The 24,195-nt window shown below is 75.8% G+C and carries 23 protein-coding genes and 1 riboswitch; of the genes, 14 read left to right on the top strand and 9 right to left on the bottom strand.

Annotated elements, in window-relative coordinates:
• Positions 1 to 35: 35 nt before the first annotated feature.
• Positions 36 to 497 carry an Asp23/Gls24 family envelope stress response protein gene (locus tag PV796_RS28975; RefSeq protein WP_274916382.1) on the bottom strand — a complete coding sequence of 154 codons (462 nt, stop codon included), beginning with the start codon at positions 495 to 497 and terminating at the stop codon, positions 36 to 38.
• Positions 498 to 731: 234 nt separating this feature from the next.
• On the opposite strand from PV796_RS28975, the gene PV796_RS28970 reads away from it, so the two are divergent.
• Positions 732 to 1,496 carry a hypothetical protein gene (locus tag PV796_RS28970; RefSeq protein ID WP_274916381.1) on the top strand — a complete coding sequence of 255 codons (765 nt, stop codon included), beginning with the start codon at positions 732 to 734 and terminating at the stop codon, positions 1,494 to 1,496.
• Between the two features lie 9 nt (positions 1,497 to 1,505).
• Here PV796_RS28970 and PV796_RS28965 read toward each other — a convergent pair whose 3' ends face one another.
• From PV796_RS28965 to PV796_RS28955, 3 genes are all read right to left on the bottom strand, one after another.
• The gene (locus tag PV796_RS28965) at positions 1,506 to 2,285 is read right to left on the bottom strand and encodes an enoyl-CoA hydratase/isomerase family protein (protein WP_274916380.1); all 780 of its coding nucleotides are present in this window, start codon (positions 2,283 to 2,285) and stop codon (positions 1,506 to 1,508) included.
• A 113-nt stretch (positions 2,286 to 2,398) separates the two neighbouring features.
• Positions 2,399 to 2,620: a helix-turn-helix domain-containing protein gene (locus PV796_RS28960; protein WP_043263790.1), complete on the bottom strand. Its 222-nt coding sequence runs from the start codon at positions 2,618 to 2,620 to the stop codon at positions 2,399 to 2,401.
• A 350-nt stretch (positions 2,621 to 2,970) separates the two neighbouring features.
• Positions 2,971 to 4,569, bottom strand: a complete 1,599-nt coding sequence (locus PV796_RS28955) for an ABC-F family ATP-binding cassette domain-containing protein (RefSeq protein WP_274916378.1) — start codon at positions 4,567 to 4,569, stop codon at positions 2,971 to 2,973.
• A 222-nt stretch (positions 4,570 to 4,791) separates the two neighbouring features.
• Between PV796_RS28955 and PV796_RS28950 the strand changes: the two genes are divergently transcribed.
• The gene (locus PV796_RS28950; protein ID WP_274916377.1) at positions 4,792 to 5,196 is read left to right on the top strand and encodes a VOC family protein; all 405 of its coding nucleotides are present in this window, start codon (positions 4,792 to 4,794) and stop codon (positions 5,194 to 5,196) included.
• Positions 5,197 to 5,228: 32 nt separating this feature from the next.
• Here PV796_RS28950 and PV796_RS28945 read toward each other — a convergent pair whose 3' ends face one another.
• The 3 genes from PV796_RS28945 to PV796_RS28935 form a co-directional block, all read right to left on the bottom strand.
• Positions 5,229 to 6,680 carry a hypothetical protein gene (locus PV796_RS28945; RefSeq protein ID WP_274916376.1) on the bottom strand — a complete coding sequence of 484 codons (1,452 nt, stop codon included), beginning with the start codon at positions 6,678 to 6,680 and terminating at the stop codon, positions 5,229 to 5,231.
• A gap of 219 nt (positions 6,681 to 6,899) precedes the next feature.
• Positions 6,900 to 8,027, bottom strand: coding sequence for an alpha/beta hydrolase (locus PV796_RS28940; RefSeq protein WP_274916374.1), 1,128 nt, complete (start codon positions 8,025 to 8,027; stop codon positions 6,900 to 6,902).
• A gap of 109 nt (positions 8,028 to 8,136) precedes the next feature.
• Positions 8,137 to 8,805 (bottom strand): class II aldolase/adducin family protein, encoded by a 669-nt coding sequence (locus PV796_RS28935; protein WP_274916373.1) that lies wholly within the window; start codon positions 8,803 to 8,805, stop codon positions 8,137 to 8,139.
• 231 nt (positions 8,806 to 9,036) lie between these two features.
• On the opposite strand from PV796_RS28935, the gene PV796_RS28930 reads away from it, so the two are divergent.
• From PV796_RS28930 to cobC, 12 genes are all read left to right on the top strand, one after another.
• Complete coding sequence (locus PV796_RS28930; protein WP_274916371.1) at positions 9,037 to 9,774, top strand: GH25 family lysozyme; 738 nt, start codon at positions 9,037 to 9,039, stop codon at positions 9,772 to 9,774.
• A 138-nt stretch (positions 9,775 to 9,912) separates the two neighbouring features.
• Positions 9,913 to 11,175 carry an inorganic phosphate transporter gene (locus PV796_RS28925; protein WP_274916369.1) on the top strand — a complete coding sequence of 421 codons (1,263 nt, stop codon included), beginning with the start codon at positions 9,913 to 9,915 and terminating at the stop codon, positions 11,173 to 11,175.
• Positions 11,176 to 11,224: 49 nt separating this feature from the next.
• On the top strand, positions 11,225 to 11,461 hold the full coding sequence (locus PV796_RS28920; protein WP_274916367.1) for a hypothetical protein: 237 nt from the start codon (positions 11,225 to 11,227) through the stop codon (positions 11,459 to 11,461).
• Positions 11,462 to 11,793: 332 nt separating this feature from the next.
• A riboswitch (cobalamin riboswitch) is annotated at positions 11,794 to 11,926 on the top strand.
• A 130-nt stretch (positions 11,927 to 12,056) separates the two neighbouring features.
• On the top strand, positions 12,057 to 13,034 hold the full coding sequence (locus tag PV796_RS28915; protein WP_274916366.1) for a cobalamin biosynthesis protein: 978 nt from the start codon (positions 12,057 to 12,059) through the stop codon (positions 13,032 to 13,034).
• On the top strand, positions 13,031 to 14,581 hold the full coding sequence (locus PV796_RS28910; RefSeq protein ID WP_274916364.1) for a cobyric acid synthase: 1,551 nt from the start codon (positions 13,031 to 13,033) through the stop codon (positions 14,579 to 14,581). Before PV796_RS28915 ends, PV796_RS28910 begins: the two co-directional genes overlap by 4 nt.
• Positions 14,582 to 14,654: 73 nt before the next feature.
• Positions 14,655 to 16,886, top strand: coding sequence for a putative cobaltochelatase (locus tag PV796_RS28905; protein ID WP_274916362.1), 2,232 nt, complete (start codon positions 14,655 to 14,657; stop codon positions 16,884 to 16,886).
• Complete coding sequence (cobO, locus tag PV796_RS28900; RefSeq protein ID WP_274916361.1) at positions 16,886 to 17,485, top strand: cob(I)yrinic acid a,c-diamide adenosyltransferase; 600 nt, start codon at positions 16,886 to 16,888, stop codon at positions 17,483 to 17,485. Before PV796_RS28905 ends, cobO begins: the two co-directional genes overlap by 1 nt.
• A gap of 7 nt (positions 17,486 to 17,492) precedes the next feature.
• On the top strand, positions 17,493 to 18,890 hold the full coding sequence (locus tag PV796_RS28895; RefSeq protein ID WP_274916359.1) for a cobyrinate a,c-diamide synthase: 1,398 nt from the start codon (positions 17,493 to 17,495) through the stop codon (positions 18,888 to 18,890).
• Entirely contained in the window at positions 18,887 to 19,564 is a 678-nt protein-coding gene (locus PV796_RS28890; protein WP_274916357.1) for a VOC family protein, read from the top strand. The genes PV796_RS28895 and PV796_RS28890 overlap by 4 nt, the downstream gene beginning before the upstream one ends.
• Positions 19,561 to 20,082 (top strand): cobalamin biosynthesis protein, encoded by a 522-nt coding sequence (locus tag PV796_RS28885; RefSeq protein ID WP_274916356.1) that lies wholly within the window; start codon positions 19,561 to 19,563, stop codon positions 20,080 to 20,082. The genes PV796_RS28890 and PV796_RS28885 overlap by 4 nt, the downstream gene beginning before the upstream one ends.
• 8 nt (positions 20,083 to 20,090) lie before the next feature.
• A complete protein-coding gene (locus PV796_RS28880) occupies positions 20,091 to 20,975 on the top strand; it encodes a sirohydrochlorin chelatase (RefSeq protein WP_274916355.1) in 885 nt (294 codons plus the stop codon).
• A complete protein-coding gene (gene cobC, locus PV796_RS28875) occupies positions 20,972 to 22,060 on the top strand; it encodes an Rv2231c family pyridoxal phosphate-dependent protein CobC (protein ID WP_274916353.1) in 1,089 nt (362 codons plus the stop codon). The genes PV796_RS28880 and cobC overlap by 4 nt, the downstream gene beginning before the upstream one ends.
• 154 nt (positions 22,061 to 22,214) lie before the next feature.
• On the opposite strand, the gene PV796_RS28870 is transcribed toward cobC, so the two are convergent.
• Together PV796_RS28870 and PV796_RS28865 are read right to left on the bottom strand one after the other, a co-directional pair.
• Positions 22,215 to 23,186 (bottom strand): SCO1860 family LAETG-anchored protein, encoded by a 972-nt coding sequence (locus PV796_RS28870; protein WP_274916352.1) that lies wholly within the window; start codon positions 23,184 to 23,186, stop codon positions 22,215 to 22,217.
• Positions 23,187 to 23,447: 261 nt separating this feature from the next.
• Positions 23,448 to 24,194 (bottom strand): SDR family NAD(P)-dependent oxidoreductase, encoded by a 747-nt coding sequence (locus PV796_RS28865; RefSeq protein ID WP_274916349.1) that lies wholly within the window; start codon positions 24,192 to 24,194, stop codon positions 23,448 to 23,450.
• Position 24,195 lies beyond the last annotated feature (1 nt).

Genomic DNA, 24,195 nt, shown 5'->3' with positions numbered 1-24,195 from the left:
GTGCGCTCCTTCGCTTGCCGCTCCGGCCGGCCCGGTCACTGGAGCCGCGGCTCCGCTTCCTCGTCCTCGTCGTCCTCGTCGGGCAACTTCACATCGCTCACCGCGATGTTGACCTCGACGACCTCCAGGCCGGTCATCCGCTCCACCGCGGAGATCACGTTCTCCCGGACGGCCAGGGCCACCTCCGCGATGGCGACCCCGTAGTCGACCACGATCTCCAGATCCAGCGCGGTCTGCACCTCGCCGACCTCGGCCTTCACCCCGCGCGTCGCGGTGGCCGCCCGTCCGCCGCCGGGCACCCGGTCGCGCACCGCGCCGAGCGTCCGGGCGAACCCGCTGCCCATCGCGTGGACGCCCACCACGTCGCGGGCCGCGAGCCCGGCGATCTTCTCCACGACGCCGTCGGCGATGGTGGTCCGCCCGCGGGTCGCGGGGGCGCCCCCGCCCCGCTTCACCGGCGGCTTCACCGCCTCCGCGCCCGACTCGTCCTCAGCCATCGCCCCCACCCCCTCTCCCCCTCACGCCAACCACCCCACCCATCCCACTCACCCGATCCACACCACTCACCCCATTCGCCCCATTTATCCCGCTCTTGGCGCTCCCCACAGTAGGGGCGGAGGACGGGGCGCGCCCCGGGGACGGGGCAGCGGAGTGCCCGGCCTGCCAGGGCGGACGGGCTGCGGCAGGCTGGGGAGGTGGCCCGGAACGGGCCCGGGAAAAGAGGTGAAGCGGTGGCCGCGAACGACCTGGCACGCGCGGTGCGGGCACAGCTCGGCCTCGGCCGGGTCCTCCCGCTCGGCGGCCCGGCGGACGGTGCCTGGATCTCCGAACGCGCCGCCCGCACCGCCCTGTTGCGCTCCCCCGGCACCCCGCCCGACATCCGCCTGGGCGCGCTACGGCTCACCCTGGACGCCCCGGACGACGCCCCCGCGCCGACCGTCCCGCCACCGCCCAGCGCCCTGCCACCGGGCCCGCTGCGCCTCACGGCGGACGTCACCGCGCCGCCGGACCGCCCTCTGCCCCCGCTCGCCGCCCGCCTGCGGACGGCGCTGCTGACCGCGGCGGAGCACGACCTCGGGCTCCGCCTGACCGCCGTGGACCTCCGGATCACCGACCTACTGGACGAGCCGGCCGCGGACGCACCACGGGACGAAGCCTCACCGGGCGCCACGGAAGCGGCAGTTCCGTGCGCCGGAGCAGAAACCGGGGCCCCGGACCGAGGCACGCCCCCCGGCCCGCAGGCCCCGACCGACCCGGACGACCTCGCCGCCCGGATCCTCGCCGTCCCCGGGGTGGCCCGGCTCGCCCCCGCCCTGGCCGGCCGCTCCCGCCCGGTGGCGCGCACCGACGACGGGACGCACGTACTCATCCAACTGGCGACCGCCGCCGGTCACCGCCCCCTGGACGTCGCGCGCGCCGTCCGCCGGGCGGTGACCGGCCCACCACCGGCACCGGAGACCGCGGCCGTGCTGATCACCGCGGTCCGGTACCGCTGACGTCGGCGGTCAGTCCCCCGCGCCGGCCAGGTCCCGCAGCCGGCGCGCCTGGGCGGCCCGCTCGGCGCGGCGCTGCTCCTCGTAGCTGCGGCCCGCGGCGCCGGCCAACAGGGCCTTGGTCTCGATGACGGCGTCCCGGGGCGCGGCGAGCAGCGCGGCGGCCAAGTCGGCCACCGCGCCGTCGAGTTCATCGCCGGGCACCACGACGTTGGCCAGGCCGATCCGGCCGGCCTCGTCGGCGTGCACGAAGCGCCCGGTGGCGCAGATCTCCAGCGCCCGGGCGTAGCCGACCAGCCCCACCAGGGGGTGGGTGCCGGTCAGGTCGGGAACCAGGCCGAGGCTGGTCTCGCGCATGGCGAACTGCGCGTCCTGGGCGGCGACCCGCAGGTCGCAGGCGAGGGCGAGTTGGAAGCCCGCGCCGATGGCGTGCCCCTGGACGGCGGCGATGGACACCAGGTCGGTCCGCCGCCACCAGGTGAACGCTTCCTGGTACTCGGCGATCGTGGCGTCCAACGCCTCGTCCGTATCGCGTGCCAGGTCCAGGAACGACGGCTCGCCGTCGAACCCTTCGGGCGTGAACGCCTGCCGGTCCAGCCCCGCGGAGAAGGACTTGCCCTCCCCGCGCAGGACCACGATCCGGACGCTCCCCGGCAGCAGCGAGCCCGCCTCGGCCAGCGCCCGCCACATGGCGGGGCTCTGTGCGTTGCGCTTTGCCGCGTTGGCGAGGGTCACCGTGGCGATCGCGTCGTCCACGGTGAGCCGCACACCGTGCTTGTCGAGCAGAGTCATGAGGGCGCCTCCGAGTCAGCCACCGCACCTGCGTGCGTAAGTGACTGAACGGTAACCTCCCGGCCGACTACTCGGACGGCCGGGGGCACCGCATGCACCCGGAGCCGCGGCCCTCAGACCGAGGCGGCCTTCTTGCCCCTCGTGGCTCCGCCGCGACCGCGCAGGACCACACCGGATTCGCTGAGCATCCGGTGCACGAATCCGTAGGAGCGGCCGGTTTCCTCGGCCAGCGCCCGGATGCTCGCTCCGGCGTCGTATTTCTTCTTCAGGTCTGCCGCGAGCTTTTCGCGCGCAGCGCCGGTTACCCGGCTGCCCTTCTTCAGAGTCTCGGCCACCCGTGCCTCCTCGTGGGAAGTGCGCTCTGGACTCTCATGATCACCCCTCCCCGGCTTCCTGGCCACCCATTCCGCAAGGTATGTGAGACATCCTTTGCCGTGCCGCGGGCGGCCGGCGCGGTCCGCGTTGCCGCCGCCGCGCACCCCGGAACTCGCGCGCACCCCAGGGTGCCCGAAAAGTGCCAGGTCAGGTGGTGTGCCGTAGAAAAGATGCCGGCCGGGCCCGCGGGGCCCGGCCGGATGTCGCAGGCTCGCCGGTGTACGAGCCGTTCTCACTCAGATGATGGATCACCCGTGGGCCGAATGATCCAGCGGGCGTGATCCAACCGGCGGCACCGGCACCTCGGAGATCAGGCCAGGGCGACCAGGTCCGCGTAGTCCTGGCCCCACAGGTCCTCGACGCCGTCCGGGAGCAGGATGATCCGCTCCGGGGTCAGCGCGTCCACGGCGCCCTCGTCGTGGGTCACCAGCACCACGGCGCCGGTGAAGGTGCGCAGCGCGCCGAGGATCTCCTCGCGGCTGGCCGGGTCGAGGTTGTTGGTGGGCTCGTCGAGGAGGAGGACGTTGGCGGAGGAGACGACCAGGGTGGCCAGGGCGAGGCGGGTCTTCTCGCCGCCGGAGAGCACCCCGGCGGGCTTGTCGACGTCGTCGCCGGAGAACAGGAAGGAGCCCAGCACCTTGCGGACCTCGACGAGGTCCATGTCGGGGGCGGCGGAGCGCATGTTCTCCAGGACCGTGCGGTCCGGGTCCAGGGTCTCGTGCTCCTGGGCGTAGTAGCCCAGCTTGAGGCCGTGGCCGGGGCGGACCTCGCCGGTGTCGGGCGTCTCGACGCCCGCCAGCAGCCGCAGCAGGGTGGTCTTGCCGGCGCCGTTGAGGCCCAGGATGACGACCCGGGAACCCTTGTCGATGGCGAGGTCGACGTCGGTGAAGATCTCCAGGGAACCGTAGGACTTGGAGAGGCCCTCGGCGGTCAGCGGGGTCTTGCCGCACGGCGCCGGGTCCGGGAAGCGCAGCTTGGCGACCTTGTCGGAGACCCGCACCGCCTCCAGGCCGGCCAGCAGCTTGTCGGCGCGCCGGGCCATGTTCTGCGCGGCGACGGTCTTGGTGGCCTTGGCCCGCATCTTGTCGGCCTGGGAGTTGAGCGCCGCGGCCTTCTTCTCGGCGTTGGCCCGCTCGCGCTTGCGGCGCTTCTCGTCGGCCTCGCGCTGCTGCTGGTAGAGCTTCCAGCCCATGTTGTAGACGTCGATCTGCGAGCGGTTGGCGTCCAGGTAGAAGACCTTGTTGACGACCGTCTCGACCAGGTCGACGTCGTGGGAGATGACGATGAAGCCGCCGCGGTAGCTCTTGAGGTAGTCGCGCAGCCACGCGATGGAGTCGGCGTCGAGGTGGTTGGTGGGCTCGTCGAGCAGCAGGACGTCGGAGTCCGAGAAGAGGATCCGGGCCAGCTCGACGCGGCGCCGCTGGCCGCCGGAGAGGGTGTGCAGGGGCTGGGCGAGGATCCGGTCGGGCAGGCCCAGGCTGGCGGCGATGGTGGCGGCCTCGGACTCGGCCGCGTAACCGCCCTTGGTGAGGAACTCGGTCTCCAGCCGCTCGTACTTCTTCATGGCCTTCTCGCGGGTGGCGCCCTTGCCGTTCGCCATCCGGTCCTCGTTCTCCCGCATCCGGCGCAGCACGGTGTCCAGGCCGCGGGCGGAGAGGATGCGGTCGCGGGCGAGGACGTCGAGGTCGCCGGTGCGCGGGTCCTGCGGGAGGTAGCCGACCTCGCCGGAGCGGGTGACCGAGCCGCTGGTCGGCATGCCCTCGCCGGCCAAGACCTTGGTGAGGGTGGTCTTGCCGGCTCCGTTGCGGCCGACCAGGCCGATGCGGTCGCCCTTGGCGATGCGGAAGGAGGCGGACTCGATGAGGATTCGGGCGCCGGCGCGCAGCTCAAGGCCGGAAGCGGTGATCACGGGAAAAACTCCAGGGCAGGAAGACGGCGGGTTGGACGGACGGTCCGAGAGCGGTCTACGCCGTCTAATGAACCCAGAGGAGAACTGCCATGCAGGCAGTCTAACGGGCCGGTGCAAGTCGATTCCCTGCGTTGTCAGACCCCGCCGTCAGACTGTGAGGCAGGACACAGGAGTTGGGGCGGCGCGGGGCCGTCCGACGACGCGAGAGGTGCGGTGATCGACATGGCGGGCACTTCGGGGATGTTCCCCACGCTGCTCTACCGGGACGCCCCGGGCGCCATCCGGCAGTTGACGGAGGCGTTCGGCTTCACCGTCGCCGCGCGGTACGACGGCGCGGACGGCACCGTGCTGCACGCCGAACTCGCCCACGGCGACGGGGTGGTGATGCTCGGTTCGAAGGGGCACGGCGGCCCGTTCGACGAGGCGATGGGCGACGCCGGACCGAGCGGCGTGTACGTCGTCGTCGACGATCCCGACGCGCACTGCGAGCGGGCCCGGCGGGCCGGGGTGGAGATCCTGGTGCCGCCGACGGACCAGGAGTACGGCTCCCGGGACTATCTGGCGCGCGACGCCGAGGGCACCGTCTGGAGCTTCGGCACCTACCGGCCGGGCGGGGCGGGGTCATGACCCGCCGGCGCCCGGCCGGGGTGCCCGGTCGGTTACGCGCCGCCGGTGTGGACCTGGAAGGCCGCCCGGCGCACGGCCTTGGCGAGCGCCGGGTCCGGGTGGGCGGCGGCCAGCGCCACCAGCACCTGGACGGTCCGGGGATGGCCGACCGCGCGGACCTCCTCCAGCAGCCGCGGCACCGAGCCCTGGACCGCCGAGTCCAGGTGCCGGACGAGGAGTTGGGTCTCGCCGTGGTCGGCGACGGCCGCCGCGGTGTCCACCCAGAGCCAGGTCGACTCCTCGCGGGTGAGGACGTCCGGCGCGGTCTCCGGGTCGCCGCCCTCGTGCTCGACGAGCCAGAGCAGGGCGTAGGGCCGCAGCGCCGGCTCCCCGGCGGCGGCGCGCACGGCCGGTTCGGCGGGCGCCCCGACGGCGCGCAGCGCCTCGAAGGCCAGCCCGCGCAGCAGCGCGTCCTCGCCGCGGGCGACGGCCAGCAGCTCCTCGACGGCGGCGCCGACGGAGCGGGCGGCGAGCCAGGCGCGGTACTCGGCGCGGGCCGGGCCCGGGGTCAGCCGGGCGCAGCCGCGCAGCATCGCCTCCGCGGACTGCTCGATGTGGCCGGCCGGGCTCTGCGCGGCGACGCAGATCTGCTCCAGCTTGACCCACACCGACCAGTTGCCCAGCGGCGTCAACTGCGCCTCCTGGCCGTGGTGTCGGCCCTCGCCGGCGCGCTCCCCGGCGCCCTCGGGTGCGCCCTCCGGCGGCACCAGCGCGCCGACCGCGAGCAGCGCGTCCAGCGCCCAGCGCAGCAGCTCGACGAGCGGCGCCCCCGCGGCGTCGCTCGTCGGTCCGCCGGCGTCGGCGCCTTCGGGGGCCGGGTCGGGCCCGTAGGGGACCTCGCAGCGTTCGGTGCGCAGTTCCTCGACGCGCTGGGTGAGCATGTCGAGCAGCACCGGCAGCCGCACCGGGCCGGCGGACAGGTGCAGCAGGGACAGCAGTTGCGGGACGGCCTCGACGACCTCGGCGACGGCCGTGAGGCCGGCGCCGGCCGGGGCGGGCAGCGCCAGCGACCAGGCGTCGAAGAGCGCCACCCAGCCGCGCAGGGCCGCGGTGTCGTCGCGGTCCCAGGCCCGCAGCCGCCAGCCGGGGCGGGCCAGTCCGTCGTGGAGCTCGATCAGCCCGGCGAGCCGGGCCCGGTCCCAGTCGGCGCGGACCTGGTGGGACGTCAGCGCCAGCGCCTCGGCGGCGGCGTCGACGGCGGCCTGTGGGAGCGCTCCGTCGGTGCCCGCGCGCAGGCTGCCCGCGCGGTCGGCCCAGTGCGCGAGGCGGGCCGCGCCGGCGAGCACGGCGCGGGCCTGGCGGGCCAGTTCCGCGGGCGGCGGGGTGCCCTCGGGGGGCCGGGGCGCCGGGCGGGTGACCCGGGTGCTCACCGCCCGGCGGGCGGCCGCAATCGGTTGTCGGGGGACGAGTCGGAGCCGGGAGTCGCGCGGTGTACGGGACGTCACAGGAGCAGTCTTGCCGCTGACGGCCCGAAAGCCCAATCGGAAGCCGACTTGCGGTCTTCCGGGCGGGCGCCACCCCGGCTTCCCCTCCCCGAGAGCGGCAGTTGTCCGCCCGTACACCTTCAGGCCCGGCGGAGCGTTCGGCGGGGCCCGCGGGGGCCCGTGCGCCGCGTCGGCCCGGCGTCGGCCGCGGTGCGCCGGTGTCTCACCGCAGCGGGTTCGTCACATCAGCGGGGTGAGGAAGCGGCGCAGGGTCTCCTCGTAGCGGTCCGGGGCGACGTTCCACATCGCGGCGTGCGGGGCGAGCGGCACGGGAGCGAGCGTGATCAGCTCCGGGCGGCGGGCGGCGAAGCTCCGGGAGGCGCCCCAGGGGGCGAGGGTGTCCTCGGGGCCGTGGAACAGCAGGACGGGCACGCCGAGTTCGTCGGGGTCGACGGCGTCGGCGGGGCGGTCGACGGGCAGCCCGGTGTGGCCCTCGGCGGCGCGCACGGCGAGCGGGAGCAGGATCCGCGGGATGCGCCGGGCGGCGGCCAGCGCGCGGACGGTGGCGTGCCGGTCGAGGATCGGGGAGTCCAGGACGAGGCCGGAGATCCGGTCCCGCAGCGCGGAGTTGACGGCGGCGCGCAGCGCCATGGTGGCGCCGGCGGACCAGCCGTACAGGACGACCGCGCGGGCGCCGTGTTGGACGGCGTAGCGGATCGCGGCGTCCAGGTCGCGCCATTCGGTGTCGCCGAGGTGGTGCAGTCCGTCGGCGGTGTGCGGGGCGCCCGGGTCGTTGCGGTAGGCGAGGTCGAGGACGGGGAAGTGGTGGCGGTGCAGGAACGGCAGTACCACCATGGGGTGTTCGCGGGTGGTGCCGAGGCCGTGGACGGTGAGGACCCAGGTGTCGCGGGCGCCGGGCACCAACCACGCGGGCAGTGTGCCCAGTTCGCCCGGGACGTCGACCTCCTCGTAGGTCAGGCCGAGGGCGTCGTGGGGGTTGCCGGCGTGCACCTGCGGGGTGAGCCGCATCCGGGCGCCGGGGCGCAACGTGCCGTGGGTGACGCGTACCAGGCGGCGGACGACGGCGTCGGCGGGGTGCGGGGTGCCGTGGACAACGGGGCCGACCACCGCGTGGCAGCCGGCGCCGGTCAGCCCGTAGGTGCCGGGTCTGAGGGAGGCCAGGCTGCGGGTGAGGACGAGGTGATCGCCGGCGGCGGAGTGGACGGTGAGCCGGGGGTCGCCGGGGAACGGGCGGCCGGGCGACGGTTTCAGGGCAACATCGCCGGCGTACCGCCCGGCGGCCACAGCGGCCGCCCCGGCACCGATCACGGTGGTGGCGGTCACCGCCACCACGGTTCCCAGTCGCACCACTCCAGTGTGCGCAGCGCCGCCGGAGCCGGCCACCGGGCGGTCGGGATCGGCGGCCGACCAGCGGCGTCGTGCCGTTGCGGGGCCTCGCGCGGGGTGTCGTGGCGGGTCAGGCGGGGGCGTCGCCGCGCTGGCCGTAGCCGCGCAGCCGCTCCCCCGCGGCGTCGAGCTGGTCGGCCGACAGCAGGCTGGGGGTGTGCCCGGGCACGGAGACCGCGGTGAGCCAGACCCGGCACATCCACTCCAGTTGGGCGGTGCGGTCCAGCGCCTCGGCGAGGGTGGCACCGTGGGCGAGGGTGCCGTGGTTCTGGAGGAGGGCGGCGCTGCGGTCGCGGAGCGCGGCGGCCATGTGGGCGGCGAGCTCGTCGCTGCCGTAGAGGGCGTAGGGGGCGACCCGGACGGGTCCGCCGAGGGCGGCCGTCATGTAGTGGATGGGCGGGAGTTCGGTGACGAGGGTGGAGACGGCGGTGGCGTGCGGGGCGTGGGTGTGCACGACCGCGGTGGCGGTGGTGTCGCGGTAGACGGCCAGGTGGAGCGGGAGTTCGCTGGTCGGGCGGAGCCTGCCGACGATCTGGCGGCCTTCGAGGTCGACCCCGGTGACGTCGCCGGGGCCGAGCCGGTCGTAGGGGACGCCGCTGGGCGTGACGAGGATCAGGTCCTTGACGCGGACCGAGACGTTGCCTGAGGTGCCGACGACGAGGCCGTCGGCGGCGGTCCGGCGGGCGGTGGCGACGAGCTCGCTCCAGGCGGCGGCGAGGTGGTCCGGGCGGTCCTTCATGGTGTCCTCCGGGGCGGCACTGCGGGACGTGCGGAAACGCGCGGAGGCAGTGCATCACACCGTACGAGCAGGCCGGGGCACGATAAGCCACCGCGTCAGGCGCTCGGTACCCGCCATATGGGGATACCCGCTCTCCTGGGAGGGATTGGCCGGGGATTGACCACCTTGCGTTGATCATCCCTTAGCGTCGAGTGAACTGCACCCCTCACATGTCATCACCCAGGGGGACCCATGACTTGTGACCGCTCCACCCCCCGGACCACGCTGGCGACCGCGATAGCCGTGGCGTCACTGGCCGGCACCGCACTCGCCGACCACCCCGCGTGGGCCGCCGCGGACGGCCGGCCGCTGGGGCACGACGTCTCCTCGTACCAGAAGCGCATCGACTGGCGGGCGGCCCGCGCGAAGGGCGCGCGGTTCGTCTACGTCAAGGCCACCGAGTCGGACGGCTACCGCAACCCCTCGTTCTCCGCGCAGTACAGCGGCTCCCGGGCGGCCGGACTCCTGCACGGCGCCTACCACTTCGCGGTGCCCAGCGCCTCGTCGGGCACCCGGCAGGCCCGCTTCTTCCTGCGCCACGGCGGCCACGGGAAACGGGACGGCTGGACGCTGCCGCCGGCCCTCGACATCGAGCACAACCCCTACGACGGCAAGCAGCCGTGCTTCGGGCTGAGCAGCGCGGCATTGGTGCGCTGGATACGGGCGTTCAGCGACGAGGTGCGGCGCGGCACCGGGCGACGGCCGGTGATCTACACCACCGCCCGCTGGTGGGACCGCTGCACGGGCCGCAGCCGGGCCTTCGGCGGTGACCATCCGCTGTGGCTGGCGGACTATTCGGGCGCGGCGCGGACGCCCGCCGGCTGGTCGTCCCCGAGCATCCTGCAGTACGCCGCACGCGGGCCGCTGCCGGGCGATCAGGACCGCTGGAACGGCACCCTGGCCCAACTCAAGAAATTTGCCGACAGGTGAGACGGAAGTGACGGCAGGGGCGCCTCCGCGTGAACACTGCGGGGGTGTCACCGCGGCGCCCGGCCGAGTTCACTTTCCGTTCACTCACCGTCCGTACGGTCCCGAGGACACTGACCATCGAACGGATTGCCTGGGTGAATGGAACACATCACGCTTCTCATCGGGATCGTGATCGTCACGGCCTTGGTGTTCGACTTTACGAACGGCTTCCACGACACGGCCAACGCAATGGCCACCACCATCTCCACCGGGGCCCTGCGACCCAAGATCGCGGTGGGGATGTCGGCGGTACTCAACCTCGTCGGCGCGTTCCTGTCGGTTGAGGTCGCCAAGACCATCTCCGGCGGCATCATCGACGAGAGCGCCGGCATCAGACCGGAAGTGATCTTCGCCGGCCTGGTCGGCGCCATCGTCTGGAACCTCGTCACCTGGCTCGCCGGCCTCCCCTCCAGCTCCTCGCACGCCCTCTTCGGTGGTCTGATCGGCGCGACCCTGGTGTCCGTCGGCACCGGCGGGGTGCACGGCGGGGCCGTCGTGATGAAGGTCCTGATCCCGGCGGTGGCCGCGCCGTTCGTCGCCGGGCTCGCCTCGATGGCGGCGACCCGGCTCACCTACCGGCTGGCCCGCGGCCGCGACGAGGCCGACACCGCCAAGGGCTACCGTGCCGGGCAGATCGCCTCGGCGGCCCTGGTCTCGCTGGCCCACGGCACCAACGACGCGCAGAAGACGATGGGCGTGATCACCCTCGCGCTGATCACCGGCGGGGTCGTCGCCCCGCACTCCGACCCGCCGATGTGGGTGATCGCCTCCGCCGGCCTGGCCATCGCGCTCGGCACCTACCTGGGCGGCTGGCGGATCATCCGCACCATGGGCAAGGGCATCACCGACATCCAGCCGCCGCAGGGCTTCGCCGCCCAGACCGGCGCCGCGGCCACCATCCTGGCCTCCTCCCACCTCGGCTTCGCGCTCTCCACCACCCAGGTCTGCTCCGGCGCCGTGATGGGCTCCGGGCTCGGTCGCAAGGGCGGCGTGGTGCGCTGGTCCACGGCCGGCCGGATGGTCGTGGCCTGGGGCCTGACCCTGCCGGCCGCCGGCCTGGTCTCCGCGGGGGCCGCGGTCCTCGCCGACCAGGGCACCTGGGGCATCACGACGGTGGCCGTCCTGGCGCTGGCGATCTGCGGCGGCATCTGGGCCGCCTCCCGACGCAAGCCGATCGACCACACCAACGTCAACGAGGGCCCGGCGGTGGAGCCGGCGGGCGTCGTCACCACCGCGCTCCAGACCGTCTCGCCGCCCCCGGCGGGCACGGTCGTCCCGGCGGCCGTCGAGGCGGACGCGGTCGCCGTGCCCGCCCAGCGGGACGCCGCCGCCCCCACCCAGCCCGCGACGGCCTCCTCCTGACGGCCGGCCGCTGCGACCGAACTGACCCAAGGAACCTAAGGACTTCGCAATGCACATCGACTGGGCAGCTCTCGGCCAGGTCTTCGGCGTCACGCTCGTGGTGACGGTGGGAATCGTGGGCCTGTTCACCGTCGGCATCGTGGGCACCTCCCGCAAGCCGGCCGCGCCCGGCGACGCGGCGGCCGCCACGGCACCGGGCGCGGGGGCGCGCGCCGGGGCGCTGGCGGCGTTCGCGCTCTGCGCGCTGGCGGTGGCGTACGGGATCTATCTGATCGTCGCCGCCTGACGGTTGGCCGGCCGCGGGCCGGCAGCAGTGGACGGGGCGCCCGGAGGGCGCGGCACCAGCCGCGGCCGCCGGGCGCCCCGTTGGCGTGCGATGCGGGCGACCACCGGGCTGTCGCGCCGCCGGTCGTCGCGAAGGCCCGTTCCGCAGGCCGGAGTTCGGGGCGGGCGGCGCGCGGGTGCGCGGGACGGGCGCGGTGGGATGGCGGGCGGGCGCCGGCGGCGGCCCTGTGGTCTTGGACACAGGGCGGGCGGTGGGGCTGCGTCGCAGGTCAAGGGCGAGTTGACGGGCGTGGCGGGGCGTGGTGGACTGCCGGGGCCAATCGGCGACAGCAGAGGAAGTCCGGTGCGAATCCGGCGCGGTCCCGCCACTGTCACCGGGGAGCGCTCCTCCAACGAGGGCCACGGCCCGTACGCCACGTACGGGCGGGAAGGCCGGGGGACGCGCCGATCCGGGAGCCAGGAGACTCTGGTCGCCGTCGCGTCGAGCCAGGGCGAGGACCCTGAGTGAGGACATACCACCATGCCCGGCTGCCCATCGAGAGCCTCATCGCCCGCTGCCGCAGGGCCCGTTCGGTGTCTGACGGCGGCCTGATCCGGTGCGCGGCGAACACGCGGCATACGCGTGCGGCGCGGCCCTCGGCTTCCTCGGTGATCTGATCGCGGCGGATCCGCGGCGCGGTCATCCGGTGGCCGCGTTCGGCCGGGCCGCGGGCGCCCTCGAACGTCGGCTGTGGCGCGACCACCGTGGTCACGGCGCGGCCCACGCCGTGGTGTGCGCGGGCGGCGCGGCCGCCGGCGCCGCGCTGTTGGAACGCGCCGTGCGCCACCACCCGGGCGCCCGGGCCGCGTTGACCGCGGCCGCGGTGTGGGCGGTGCTGGGCGGCACCTCGTTGGGCCGGGAGGCGCGCGCCGTGGGCGGCGCGCTGGACGTCGGCGATCTGGACGTGGCGCGGGAGCGGTTGCCGCATCTGTGCGGGCGCGACCCGCAGGCGTTGGACGGGCCGCAGCTGGCCCGTGCGGTGGTGGAGTCGGTCGCCGAGAACACCTCCGACGCGGTGGTGGGCGCCCTGGTGTGGGGCGCGCTGGGCGGGGTGCCCGGACTGGTGGCGTTCCGGGCGGTGAACACCCTGGACGCGATGGTGGGTCACAAGTCGCCGCGCTATTGGCGGTTCGGCTGGGCCGCGGCCCGGCTCGACGACGTCGCCGGCTGGCCCGGCTCCCGGCTGACCGCGGCGCTGACGGTCCTCGCCGGGCCGGACCGGCGCGGTGCGCTGCGGGCCTGGCGGGCGGACGGCGGGGCCCATCCGAGCCCCAACGCGGGCCCGGTGGAAGCCTCGTTCGCCGGTGCGCTGGGCATCCGGCTGGGCGGCACGCTGGCGTACGGCGGGCGGGTGGAGCACCGGCCGGTGCTCAACGGCGGGGCGCGGCCCCCGGAGGTCTCCGACGTGGAGCGGGCGGTGCGGCTCTCCCGGCGGGTGAGCGCGCTGGCGCTGGGCGTGACGGTGGCGGGACGGTTGGCGGCGGGTGCCGTGCGGCGCCGCCGGGTGAACGGGAACGGGAGGCTGTCCCGGTGAACGGGCGCGAGAAGACGGCCGGTGGGCTGCTGGTGGCCGGGACGACGTCCGACGCCGGCAAGAGCGTGGTGACGGCCGGCATCTGCCGCTGGTTGGCGCGGCGGGGCGTCAAGGTGGCGCCGTTCAAGGCGCAGAACATGTCGCTGAACTCGTTCGTGACCCGGGAGGGCGCGGAGATCGGCCGGGCGCAGGCGATGCAGGCGGCCGCGGCCCGGGTGGAGCCGACCGCGCTGATGAACCCGGTGCTGCTCAAGCCGGGCAGCGACCGCAGCAGCCAGGTGGTGCTGTTGGGGAAGCCGGTGGGCGAGTTGAGCGCGCGTGGCTACCACGACGGGCGGCAGGAGCAGTTGCTCGGGACCGTGACCGACTGCCTGGCAGAGCTGCGGCGCACCCATGACGCGGTGATCTGCGAGGGCGCTGGCAGCCCCGCCGAGATCAATCTGCGCCGCACCGACCTGGTCAACATGGGCCTGGCCCGGGCGGCGCGCATCCCGGTCGTGGTGGTCGGCGACATCGACCGCGGCGGGGTCTTCGCGTCGTTCTTCGGGACCACCGCGCTGCTGTCGGAGGAGGACCAGTCGCTGGTCGCCGGCTATCTCGTCAACAAGTTCCGCGGCGATGTGACGCTGTTGGAGCCGGGGTTGGAGATGCTGCGCGGCCTCACCGGGCGGGAGACCTACGGCGTGCTGCCGTTCGCCCACGGGCTCGGCATCGACGAGGAGGACGGCCTGCGCGTCTCGCTGCGCGGGGCCGTGCGGGAGTCGGTGGTGGCGCCGCCGGCGGGCGAGGACATCCTGCGGGTCGCGGTCTGCGCGGTGCCGCTGATGTCCAACTTCACCGACGTGGACGCGCTGGCCGCCGAACCGGGCGTGGTGGTGCGGTTCGTGGACCGGCCGGAGGAGCTCGTCGACGCGGACCTGGTGGTGCTGCCGGGGACCCGCGGCACGGTCCGGGCGCTGGCGTGGCTGCGCGAGCGCGGGCTGGCCGACGCGGTGGCCCGGCGGGCCGCCGAGGGCCGGCCGGTGCTGGGCGTCTGCGGCGGCTACCAGATGCTCGGCGAGCGCATCGAGGACGACGTCGAGTCGCGGGCCGGGGCGGTCGAGGGGCTGGGGCTGCTGCCGGTCCGGGTCCGCTTCGCGGTGGAGAAGACCCTCGCGCGGCCGTCCGGCGTGGCGCTGGGCGAGCCGGTGGAGGGCTACGAGATCCACCACGGCGTGGCCCAGGTCTCCGGCGGGGACGCGGCGTTCCTCTCCGACGGCCGGGGAAACGACCTGGACGGCTGCCGGGTGGGCGCCGTGTGGGGCACGCACTGGCACGGCTCCCTGGAGAGCGACGGTTTCCGGCGGGCGTTCCTGCGGGAGGTGGCGCGGGCGGCCGGCCGGCGCTTCGTGCCGGCGCCGGACACCCGCTTCGGCGCGCTGCGCGAGGAGCAGTTGGACCGGCTGGGCGACCTGATCGAGGAGCACGCGGACACCAAGGCGCTGCTGCGGCTGATCGAGGAAGGGGTGCCGGAGGGGCTGCCGTTCGTGCCTCCGGGGGCGCCATGAGCACGGGGCACGCGGGGCGGGAACGGCGGGGAACACTTCAGGAGCGCAGCCGGCGAGGCGGAGGACTTAAGGCATGACAACGACGCAGAACCCGACCCGGCAGTACCCGTTCACCGCCGTCGTCGGCATGGCCGACATGCGGCTGGGGCTCCTGCTGAACGCGATCTCGCCGGCCATCGGCGGGGTGTTGGTGCGGGGCGAGAAGGGCACCGCGAAGTCGACGATGGTGCGCGGACTGGCGGAGCTGATGCCGGCCGTGGACGTGGTCGCCGGCTGCCGGTTCTCCTGTGCGCCGGCCGCACCGGACCCGGGCTGTCCCGACGGGCCGCACGCCGCGGCCGTCGCCGACGCGCGGCCGACGCGGATGGTCGAGCTGCCGGTCGGCGCCTCCGAGGACCGCCTGGTCGGCGCGCTGGACATCGAGCGGGCGCTGTCGGAGGGCGTGAAGGCGTTCGAGCCGGGCCTGTTGGCGGACGCGCACCGCGGCGTGCTCTATGTCGACGAAGTCAACCTCTTGCATGACCACTTGGTGGACCTCCTCTTGGACGCCGCCGCCATGGGCGCCTCCTACGTGGAGCGGGAGGGCGTCTCCGTGCGGCACGCCGCGCGGTTCCTGCTCGTCGGGACGATGAACCCCGAAGAGGGCGAGCTGCGGCCGCAGTTGCTGGACCGGTTCGGGCTGACCGTGGAGGTCGCCGCGTCCCGGGACCCGGAGCAGCGGGTGGCGGTGGTCCGCCGCCGGCTGGCGTACGACGACGACCCGGAGGGCTTCGCGGCGCGCTGGGCGACCGAGGAGCGGGAGCTGCGCGAACGGATCGCGCGGGCCCGGGAGTTGCTGCCGTCGGTGGCGCTCGGCGACAAGGCGCTGCGGCAGATCGCGGCGACCTGCGCGGCGTTCGAGGTGGACGGGATGCGGGCGGACATCGTGATGGCCCGCACCGCGAGTGCGTTGGCGGCCTGGGCGGGGCGGACCGAGGTGCTGCCGGAGGACGTCCGGCAGGCGGCGCTGCTGGCGCTGCCGCACCGCCGGCGGCGCAATCCGTTCGACGCGCCCGGGCTCGACGAGGACAAGCTGGACGAGGTGTTGGAGGAGTCCGGCGGGACGGACGACGAGCCGGAGCCGGAGGGTCCGGACGACGGTCCGGAAGGCCCGGGCGGCGGACCCGAGGGCGGTCCCGACGGTGGTCCCGGTGGAGTGCCGCCGCAGGAGTCCCGGGAGCGGCCGGGCGACGCGCCGCAGCCCGACGTGCCGCGGCAGCAGGAGCCCGAGCGCCCGGCGCGGCCCGAGGAGTCCGAGCGGGAGCCGGCGGGCGAGCCCGCGGCCGGGCCGGGCCGGGAGCAGGCCGCGGTGGGCGCCGCCGAGCCGTTCCGCACCCGGCGGCTGGACGTGCCGGGGCTGGGCGAGGGCGCGGACGGCCGGCGGTCCCGGGCGCGGACCGCGCACGGCCGGACGGCCGGCGCCCGGCGTCCCCAAGGGACCCTGGGAAAACTGCACTTGGCGGCGACGGTGCAGGCCGCGGCGCCGCACCAGTGGGCGCGCGGCCGGCGCGGGCCCGGCCTGGTGGTGCGCCGGGACGACCTGCGGGAGGCGGTGCGCGAGGGGCGCGAGGGCAATCTCGTGCTGTTCGTGGTGGACGCGTCCGGGTCGATGGCGGCGCGGAAGCGGATGGGCGCGGTCAAGGGGGCGGTGCTGTCGCTGCTGCTCGACGCGTACCAGCGGCGGGACAAGATCGGGATGATCACCTTCCGGGGGTCCGGCGCCGAGTTGGCGCTGCCGCCGACGTCGTCGGTGGAGGCGGGCGCGGCCCGGCTGGAGCAGTTGCCGACGGGCGGTCGGACGCCGCTGTCGGAGGGGCTGTTGCGGGCCCATGAGGTGTTGCGGGTGGAGCGGATGCGGGATCCGTCCCGGCGGCCGCTGCTCGTGGTGGTGACCGACGGGCGGGCCACCGGTGCGTCAGGAGGGCCGGCGCGAGGGGGGTCCCCCCGGACGGAGTCCGGGGGAAGCCCGGCCAGGGGTGGCGGTCGGGCGACGGGCGGGCCCTTGGCTCGGGCCCACCGGGCAGCGGGGCTGTTGGCCGCCGAGGGGATCGCGTCGGTGGTGGTGGACTGCGAGGCGGGACCGGTACGGCTGGGGCTGGCCGGGGAGTTGGCCCGGGAGCTGGGCGGGACCGCCGTCACCCTCGACGAACTGCGCGCGGACAGCGTCTCCGCGCTCGTACGGACCGTGCAGGGCAGGCCCGTCCGCGGCGGCAGCGCCGGCGCGGACCGGGCACGACCGGATCGTCACAACAGGAAGGCCGCGTAATGCCGCAGGGACAGCCGTCCGTCGTACCGGAGGACGGGCTCACCACCCGCCAGCGCCGCAACCGCCCGCTGGTGCTGGTGCACACCGGTGAGGGCAAGGGCAAGTCGACCGCCGCGTTCGGGCTGGCGCTGCGCGCCTGGACCCAGGGCTGGCCGGTCGGGGTGTTCCAGTTCGTGAAGTCGGCGAAGTGGAAGGTCGGCGAGGAGCGGGCGCTGAAGGTGCTCGGCGACTCCGGGGAGGGCGGCACCGTCGCCTGGCACAAGATGGGTGAGGGCTGGTCCTGGGTGCAGCGCGACTCCCAGTTCAGCAACGAGGAGGCGGCCCGGGAGGGTTGGGAGCAGGTCAAGCGGGACCTGGCGGCCGAGACGTACCGGCTGCTGGTGCTGGACGAGTTCGCCTACCCGCTGAAGTGGGGCTGGGTGGACGTCGACGAGGTGGTGTCGGTGCTGCGCGACCGGCCCGGGACCCAGCACGTGGTGATCACCGGGCGGGGCGCGCCGCAGGCGCTGCTGGACGTCGCGGACCTGGTGACGGAGATGACGAAGGTGAAGCACCCGATGGACGCGGGCCAGAAGGGCCAGCGGGGCATCGAATGGTGAACGCGCGATGAGTGGTGGCATCCCCCGGTTGGTGATCGCGGCGCCGTCGTCCGGCGCCGGGAAGACCACGGTGGCGACCGGTCTGATGGCGGCGTTCGCCGAGGCCGGTCTCGCGGTGTCCCCGCACAAGGTGGGGCCCGACTACATCGATCCGGGCTATCACGCGCTGGCCACGGGTCGGCCCGGTCGCAATCTGGACGCCTACCTGTGCGGTCCGGAACGGATCGCGCCGCTGTTCCTGCACGGGGCGGCGGGCGCCGATCTGGCCCTGGTCGAGGGCGTGATGGGGCTCTTCGACGGGGCGTCCGGGAAGGGCGAGCTGTCCTCCACGGCGCAGGTGGCGAAGCTGCTGCGGGCGCCGGTGGTGCTGGTGGTGGACGCCTCCTCGCAGTCCCGGTCGGTGGCGGCGCTGGTGCACGGCTTCGCGTCGTGGGACCCGGAGGTCCGGCTGGCCGGGGTGATCCTCAACAAGGTCGGTTCGGACCGCCACGAGGAGCTGCTGCGGGACGCCATGGAGTCCTCCGGGGTGCCGGTGCTCGGGGCGCTGCGCCGCACCGAGCGGGCCGGTACGCCCTCCCGCCACCTGGGGTTGGTGCCGGTCGCGGAGCGGCGGGCCGAAGCGGTCGAGTCGGTGCGGGAGTTGGCCGCTCAGGTGCGCGCGGGCTGCGATCTCCAGGCGCTGCTGGCGCTGGCCCGGAGCGTGCCGGAGCTGCCGGACCGGCCGTGGGATCCGGCGGCGGCGCTGGCGGCGGCCGGCGGGGCCACCGGGTCCGGGCGTCCGGTGGTGGCGGTGGCGGGCGGTCCCGCGTTCACCTTCTCGTACGCCGAGCACGCGGAGCTGCTGACCGCGGCGGGGGCCGAGGTGGCGCCGTTCGACCCGCTGCGGGACGAGCAACTGCCGCCGGGCACCCGGGGTTTGGTGATCGGCGGCGGCTTCCCCGAGGTGTACGCGCCGGAGCTGTCGGCGAACGCGCCGCTGCGGGCGGCGGTGGCGGGGCTGGCGGCGTCGGGGGCACCGGTCTCGGCCGAGTGCGCCGGACTGCTGTACCTCTCCCGCACGTTGGACGGGCGGCCGATGTGCGGGGTGCTGCCGGCCGACGGCCGGATGACCGGGCGGCTCACGCTCGGCTACCGGGAGGCGGTGGCGCTGACCGACAACGCGCTGGCGGCGGCCGGGACCCGGTTGCGCGGCCACGAGTTCCACCGGACGGCGCTGGAGCCGGGCGCGGGCGCGTCCCCGGCGTGGGGGGTGACGCACCCCCGGCGCGGCGTGGAGGGCTACGCGACGGGCGGGGTGCACGCCTCGTACCTGCATGTGCACTGGGCGGCGGAACCGGCGCTGGCGGCAAGGCTGGTGGCGGGCGCGGCGCGGGCGGCGGTGCCGGCCGCGGGCGGTGCCCGGTGAGCGGCGCGGACACCCCCGGCCCGGAGGCCGGCGCGCCGGTCCTCGACCACCTCGTCTACGCCACCCCGGACCTGGACCGCACGGTGGCGGAGGTCGCCGAACTGACCGGCGTTCGCCCCGTGTTGGGCGGTGGCCACCCGGGACGGGGCACCCGTAACCACCTGCTGGGGCTGGGTTCCGGCGGGTATCTGGAGATCATCGGCCCGGACCCGGCGCAGCCGGAGCCCGCGCGGCCGCGGTGGTTCGGCATCGACGCGCTGGACGGACCGCGGCTGGTGACGTGGGCGGTGCGGGTCACCGGGATCGCCGGGCGGGTGGCGCGGGCCCGGGCGGCCGGCTACGACCCGGGCGACCCGGTGGCGATGTCCCGTCGGACGCCGGACGGCACCGAGCTGGCCTGGCGGTTGACCCCACCGGGGGCGGGCGGCGACCTCGCGCCGTTCCTGTTGGACTGGGGCGACACCCCGCACCCGGCCGGGGCCGGACTGCCGGCGGTGCCGCTGCTGTCACTGTCGGCAACGCATCCCGATCCGGTGGCGGTGCGGGCCGCGTGGGCGGCGCTGGGCGTCCGTTGGCCGGGCGCGCCGATCGTCGAGGGGCCGGTGCGGCTCACCGCCGTGGTGGCCGGGCGGCACGGACCGGTGGCGTTCGGCCGCGGGACCGCCGCGCGGTGACCGGTGCGCGCGGGGCCGGCCCCGTCGTCGTCGCGGGGGTGGGGGCGCGGCGCGGCGTGGCGGCGGCCGAGGTGGTGGAGCTGATCGGCGCGGCGCTGGCGGTGGCCGGGCGGCGGCCGGCGGCGCTGGCCGGGCTGGCGACGGTGACCGGCAAGGCGGCCGAGCCCGGACTGCTGGGCGCCGCGCGGCACTTCGGGGTGCCGTTGCGGTCGTTCCCGGCCGAGGCGCTGGCGGCGGTCGGGGTGCCGGCGCCGTCGGGCGTGGTGCGGGCCGCGGTCGGCACGCCGAGCGTCGCGGAGGCGGCGGCGCTGCTGGCGGCGGGGCCGGGGGCCGCGCTGGTGGTCGGCAAGCGGGTCTCGGCCGCGGCGACCTGTGCGCTGGCCGCGCCCGCGGACCCGGACAGTTGGGGCGCGGCGTCGGTTACCCCCGGTACGGCGGGCGCGGCCGACGCCCCCGCGGCGGCGGTCGATATCGTCGTCCCCTCCTCCGATCCGATCAGCGAACCCCTCGGCACCTAGGAGACGTTGTGACCTCCCGACCCGCACTGCTCATCGCCGGTCACGGCACCCGGCACGAGGGCGCGGCCGACGCGCTGCGTGCGCTGGTGCGACGGCTCGCCGAGCGCCATCCCGAACTGCCGGTCGCCGGCGGCTTCTTCGGCGCCCCGGCGTCGCCGCTGCCGCTGTCCGGCGCGGTCGACGAACTGGCCGCGCGGGGCGCCACCCGCCTGGTGGTGGTGCCGCTGCTGATGGCGCCCACCGGGGCGATGGCGGAGGGCCTGCCGGCCGCGGTGGCGCGGGCGGCCGCCGCCCACCCCGGGCTGCGCTACGCCTGCGGCCCGGAACTGGGTCCCGACCCGCGGCTGTTGGCGGCGCTGGAGCGGCGGCTGGACGAGGCGTTGGGCGACGGCGCGCGGCGGCCGCAGGACCGGTCCGGCACCACGGTGCTGCTGGTCGGGCGCGGCGCCGCCGATCCGTACGCCAACGCCGAAGTGGCCCGGGCCGCCCGGCTGTTGTGGGAGGGCCGGGGCTTCGCGGGTGTGGAGAGCGCGTTCGTCACGCTGGCGGCGCCGGACGTGCCGGCCGGGCTGGAGCGGTGCCGGGTGCTGGCCGCCTCGGGGCCGGGCGGGGGCGGGCCGGCCCGGACCGTCGTCCTGCCGTACTTCTTCTTCGCCGGCGACCTGCTGGAGCGGCTGCGGATGCAGACCGAGGGCTGGGCGGCGGCGCACCCGGGGGCCGAGGTGGTGTCCGCCGAACCGATCGGTGCGGCGCCGGAGTTGGCCGAGGTGGTCCTGGCGCGCTATCGGGCGACGGCGGCCGACGAGGCGGCGTTCGAGGACCGGGCGGCCCAGGACGTCCGGCCGTCGGCCGGGGCCACCGTGACGGCCGCGGTCGCCGGGGGTCGGGGATGACCGGCCCCGCGCTGTCCGCGCCCGAGGCCATCGCCGGACCCGGGGAGGTGGACCTGCGGCACCACGGCGACGCCGAGGTGCGCGGCGCGGACCTCACGGACCTGGCGGTCAACGTCCGCGCGGGCACTCCCCCGGCCTGGCTCAAGGCGCGGATCACCGCGTCGCTGGACGGGCTGGCCGCGTATCCGGACGGCCGGGCGGCGCGCCGGGCGGTCGCGGCCCGGCACGGGCTGCCGGTCGAGCGGGTGCTGCTGACGTCCGGGGCCGCGGAGGCGTTCGTGCTGCTGGCGCGGGCGGTCCGGGCGCGCCGACCGGTGGTGGTGCACCCGCAGTTCACCGAGCCGGAGGCGGCGCTGCGGGACGCCGGGCACGACGTCGGGCGGGTGCTGCTGACCGGGCGGGACGGCTTCCGGCTGGACCCGGCGGCGGTCCCGGACGACGCGGACCTGGTCGTGGTCGGCAACCCCACCAACCCCACGTCGGTGCTGCACCCGGCGGGCGGGCTGGCCTCGTTGGCGCGGCCCGGGCGGACGCTGGTGGTGGACGAGGCGTTCATGGACGCGGTGCCCGGGGAGCGGGAGTCGCTGGCCGGGCGGGTGGGCGAGCTGCCCGGGCTGGTGGTGCTGCGCAGCCTCACCAAGACCTGGGGGCTGGCGGGGCTGCGGGTCGGCTATGTGCTGGCGGACGCGGCCACCGTCGGGGAGTTGGCGCGGGCGCAGCCGCTGTGGCCGGTCTCCTCGCCGGCGCTGGCCGCCGCCGAGGCGTGCTGCGAGCCGGGCGCGCTGGCCGAGGCGGCCGCGGCGGCCGAGCGGATCGGCGCGGACCGGGCCCATCTGCTGGCCCGGCTGGGCCGGTTGCCGGGGGTGGAGGTGGCCGGGCCGGCGGCGGGGCCGTTCGTGCTGGTGCGGCTGCCCGGCGCGGCGGCGGTGCGGGCCGGGCTGCGGGCCCGCGGTTTCGCGGTCCGCCGCGGCGACACCTTCCCCGGACTGGGCCCGGACTGGCTCCGGTTGGCGGTCCGGGACCGGGCGACCACCGACCGGTTCGTGGACGTCCTGGCGGAGGTGCTCGGGGCGGCGCCGGTATAACGCGATCCCCTCGCCGGGGCGGTCGGCCGGGCCACGCCCCGGCGGCCCCGGCGAGGGGCGGGGTGCGCCGCGCGGGCCCACGCGGCACACCGGCCGTACTCGCGCAAGGCGCCCCCACGGCACCGTCGGCGGGTACGGGATCTGGCGGGGTTCCTCAGCCGCGCCCGCCCTGCCTGGCGTTCCGGCGGTGACGGGCGTAGCCGAGCGCCCCGGCGCCGCCGGCGACCAGCAGGGCGGCGCCGCCGGCGAGGTACGGGGTGGCGGAGCTGCTGCCGGTCTCGGCGAGGTGCTGCTCGCCGGCCGAACGAGCGCCGCCGGTACCGGAGTTCACCTGGGTGCCGCCGGTGCCGGGCTGGTGCGGGTGCGCGGGCTCCCCCGGTTTGCCGGGGGTGCCGTGCGGGGTGGTGCAGGTGGCTTGGGCGAGGGTGACCCGGCCGTGGACCTCCGCGACGTTGAGCTTCAACGGGTTGACGGAGACCTTCAGTTGCAGCGCGGTCGCGGCGGCGCTCGTCGAGGCGGTGCTCTTCTGCGAGAGGTCGAGCCGGACCTCGCCGACCCCCGGCACCCTGACCTCGGTGCCGCCGCCCGCGCGCAGCGTGACGTGCTTGCCCAACACCACGACGTCGCCCAACAGTTGGGCCTCGGCGCGCGGGCGCTGCCCGGCGGCACAGACGGCCCGGGCGGTGACCTGCTCGACCTCGACCAGCGGGGCGGCCGGGAGGCCGGGCAGGTGGACCCTGGCCCGGACGAGGTGGGCGTAGCCCTCGGCGGTCCGCCCGTCGGCGGTGGCGCGGGCGGTGGCGGCGTCGGCCCGCAGCAGGCTGACCGGGCGACCGCCGTCGATGCCGTCCAGGCGGACGGTGAGCGCGGTCTTGTCGGCCGAGGCCGGGGCGTGGACCTCGTTGAGCTCGGCCCGGACGGGGACGTCCAGGGTCTTGTCGAGCAGCCCGACGTCCAGGGCGGTGCGCAGCACCACGGCGCCCGAAGTGCCGTGGGTGCGGCCGTCGTTGTCGGCGGCGGACGCGGCCGGCGCGGCGGCGAGGGCGACGGCGGGACCGGCCGTCAGGACGGCGGCGACCAGGGTGGCGCCGATCCGTCTGGTAGCGCTGGCGGAACTGGTGGACACGTGTGTGGAACCCCCACAGGAGAGATGGCGCCGCCGGCCGCGCCAATGGGGGACATCGCGCGGGCCGACGGCCTCGTCCCGCACATCGTGTACGCACTGAGGGTGAACGGTCAGCCACGCGAGGTCAGTTCACCCCAAAGGGCGATTTCCGCTTCCCCATTCGATTCCCTTCCCTCCGCCGCCCCCGCCCCGGCGCCTCCTCCGGCACGGCAGGCAGCACGCGCCCCGGCCGCAACGGGCCACCGGCTGACGGCCGTTGGCTCAGCGCATCAGCACGCCACCGTTGACGTCATAGGTGGCCCCGGTGACGAAGGTCTGCTGCGAGGCCAGGAAGACGGCGACCCGGGCGACCTCCTCCGGGGTGGCGATCCGACCCATCGGCACCTGGGCGGTGAGGTCGGCGAGCGCCTCCGGGCCGATCGAGCGGACCATCGGGGTGTCGATCATGGCCGGGGCGACCGCGTTCACCGTGACGCCGTGCGGGGCGAGTTCGGCGGCGAAGACCCGGGTGAGCGCGATCAGCCCGGCCTTGCTGGTGCCGTAGGCGGCGCCCGTGGGCCGGGGCGTCTGGCCGGCGACCGAGGCCATGTTGACGATCCGTCCGTAGCCGCGGTCGCGCATGTCGGCGGCGACCGCGCGGGTCAGCAGGAAGACCGCGCGGAGGTTGACCGCGAAGACCTCGTCCCACTCCTCGGGGGTGATCTCCCACAGCGTCCGGGCGAGCGGTCGGGCGGCGTTGTTGATCAACACGTCGACGGGTCGCCAGGCGCGGACCCCGTCGTAGGCGGCGGCGATCGCGTCCGGGTCGCGCAGATCGACGCGGAAGGTGCGGATCCGCTCCCCGTCGGGGTCGATCTCCGCGGCGAGGGCGCGGTTCGCCTCGTCGTCGATGTCCAGGGCGGCGACCTGGGCGCCCTCGGCGTGGCAGGCGCGGACCAGGGCGGCGCCGAGGCCCTGGGCGCTGCCGGTGATCAGGGCGGTGCGGCCGGCAAGTCCGGTGTCGAGCACG

It is taken from the genome of Streptomyces sp. WZ-12, assembly GCF_028898845.1.
Lineage (GTDB): Bacteria > Actinomycetota > Actinomycetes > Streptomycetales > Streptomycetaceae > Streptomyces.
This window is presented reverse-complemented; position numbering and strand designations above follow the sequence as displayed.

Coding starts and splice junctions, on each gene's coding strand:
- PV796_RS28975 (WP_274916382.1), bottom strand. CDS start 497: ATGGCTGAGGACGAGTCGGGCGCGGAGGCGGTGAAGCCGCCGGTGAAG.
- PV796_RS28965 (WP_274916380.1), bottom strand. CDS start 2,285: ATGACTCTGCTCGACAAGCACGGTGTGCGGCTCACCGTGGACGACGCG.
- PV796_RS28950 (WP_274916377.1), top strand. CDS start 4,792: ATGGCGGGCACTTCGGGGATGTTCCCCACGCTGCTCTACCGGGACGCC.
- PV796_RS28935 (WP_274916373.1), bottom strand. CDS start 8,805: ATGAAGGACCGCCCGGACCACCTCGCCGCCGCCTGGAGCGAGCTCGTC.
- PV796_RS28930 (WP_274916371.1), top strand. CDS start 9,037: ATGACTTGTGACCGCTCCACCCCCCGGACCACGCTGGCGACCGCGATA.
- PV796_RS28925 (WP_274916369.1), top strand. CDS start 9,913: ATGGAACACATCACGCTTCTCATCGGGATCGTGATCGTCACGGCCTTG.
- PV796_RS28920 (WP_274916367.1), top strand. CDS start 11,225: ATGCACATCGACTGGGCAGCTCTCGGCCAGGTCTTCGGCGTCACGCTC.
- PV796_RS28905 (WP_274916362.1), top strand. CDS start 14,655: ATGACAACGACGCAGAACCCGACCCGGCAGTACCCGTTCACCGCCGTC.
- cobO (WP_274916361.1), top strand. CDS start 16,886: ATGCCGCAGGGACAGCCGTCCGTCGTACCGGAGGACGGGCTCACCACC.
- PV796_RS28895 (WP_274916359.1), top strand. CDS start 17,493: ATGAGTGGTGGCATCCCCCGGTTGGTGATCGCGGCGCCGTCGTCCGGC.
- cobC (WP_274916353.1), top strand. CDS start 20,972: ATGACCGGCCCCGCGCTGTCCGCGCCCGAGGCCATCGCCGGACCCGGG.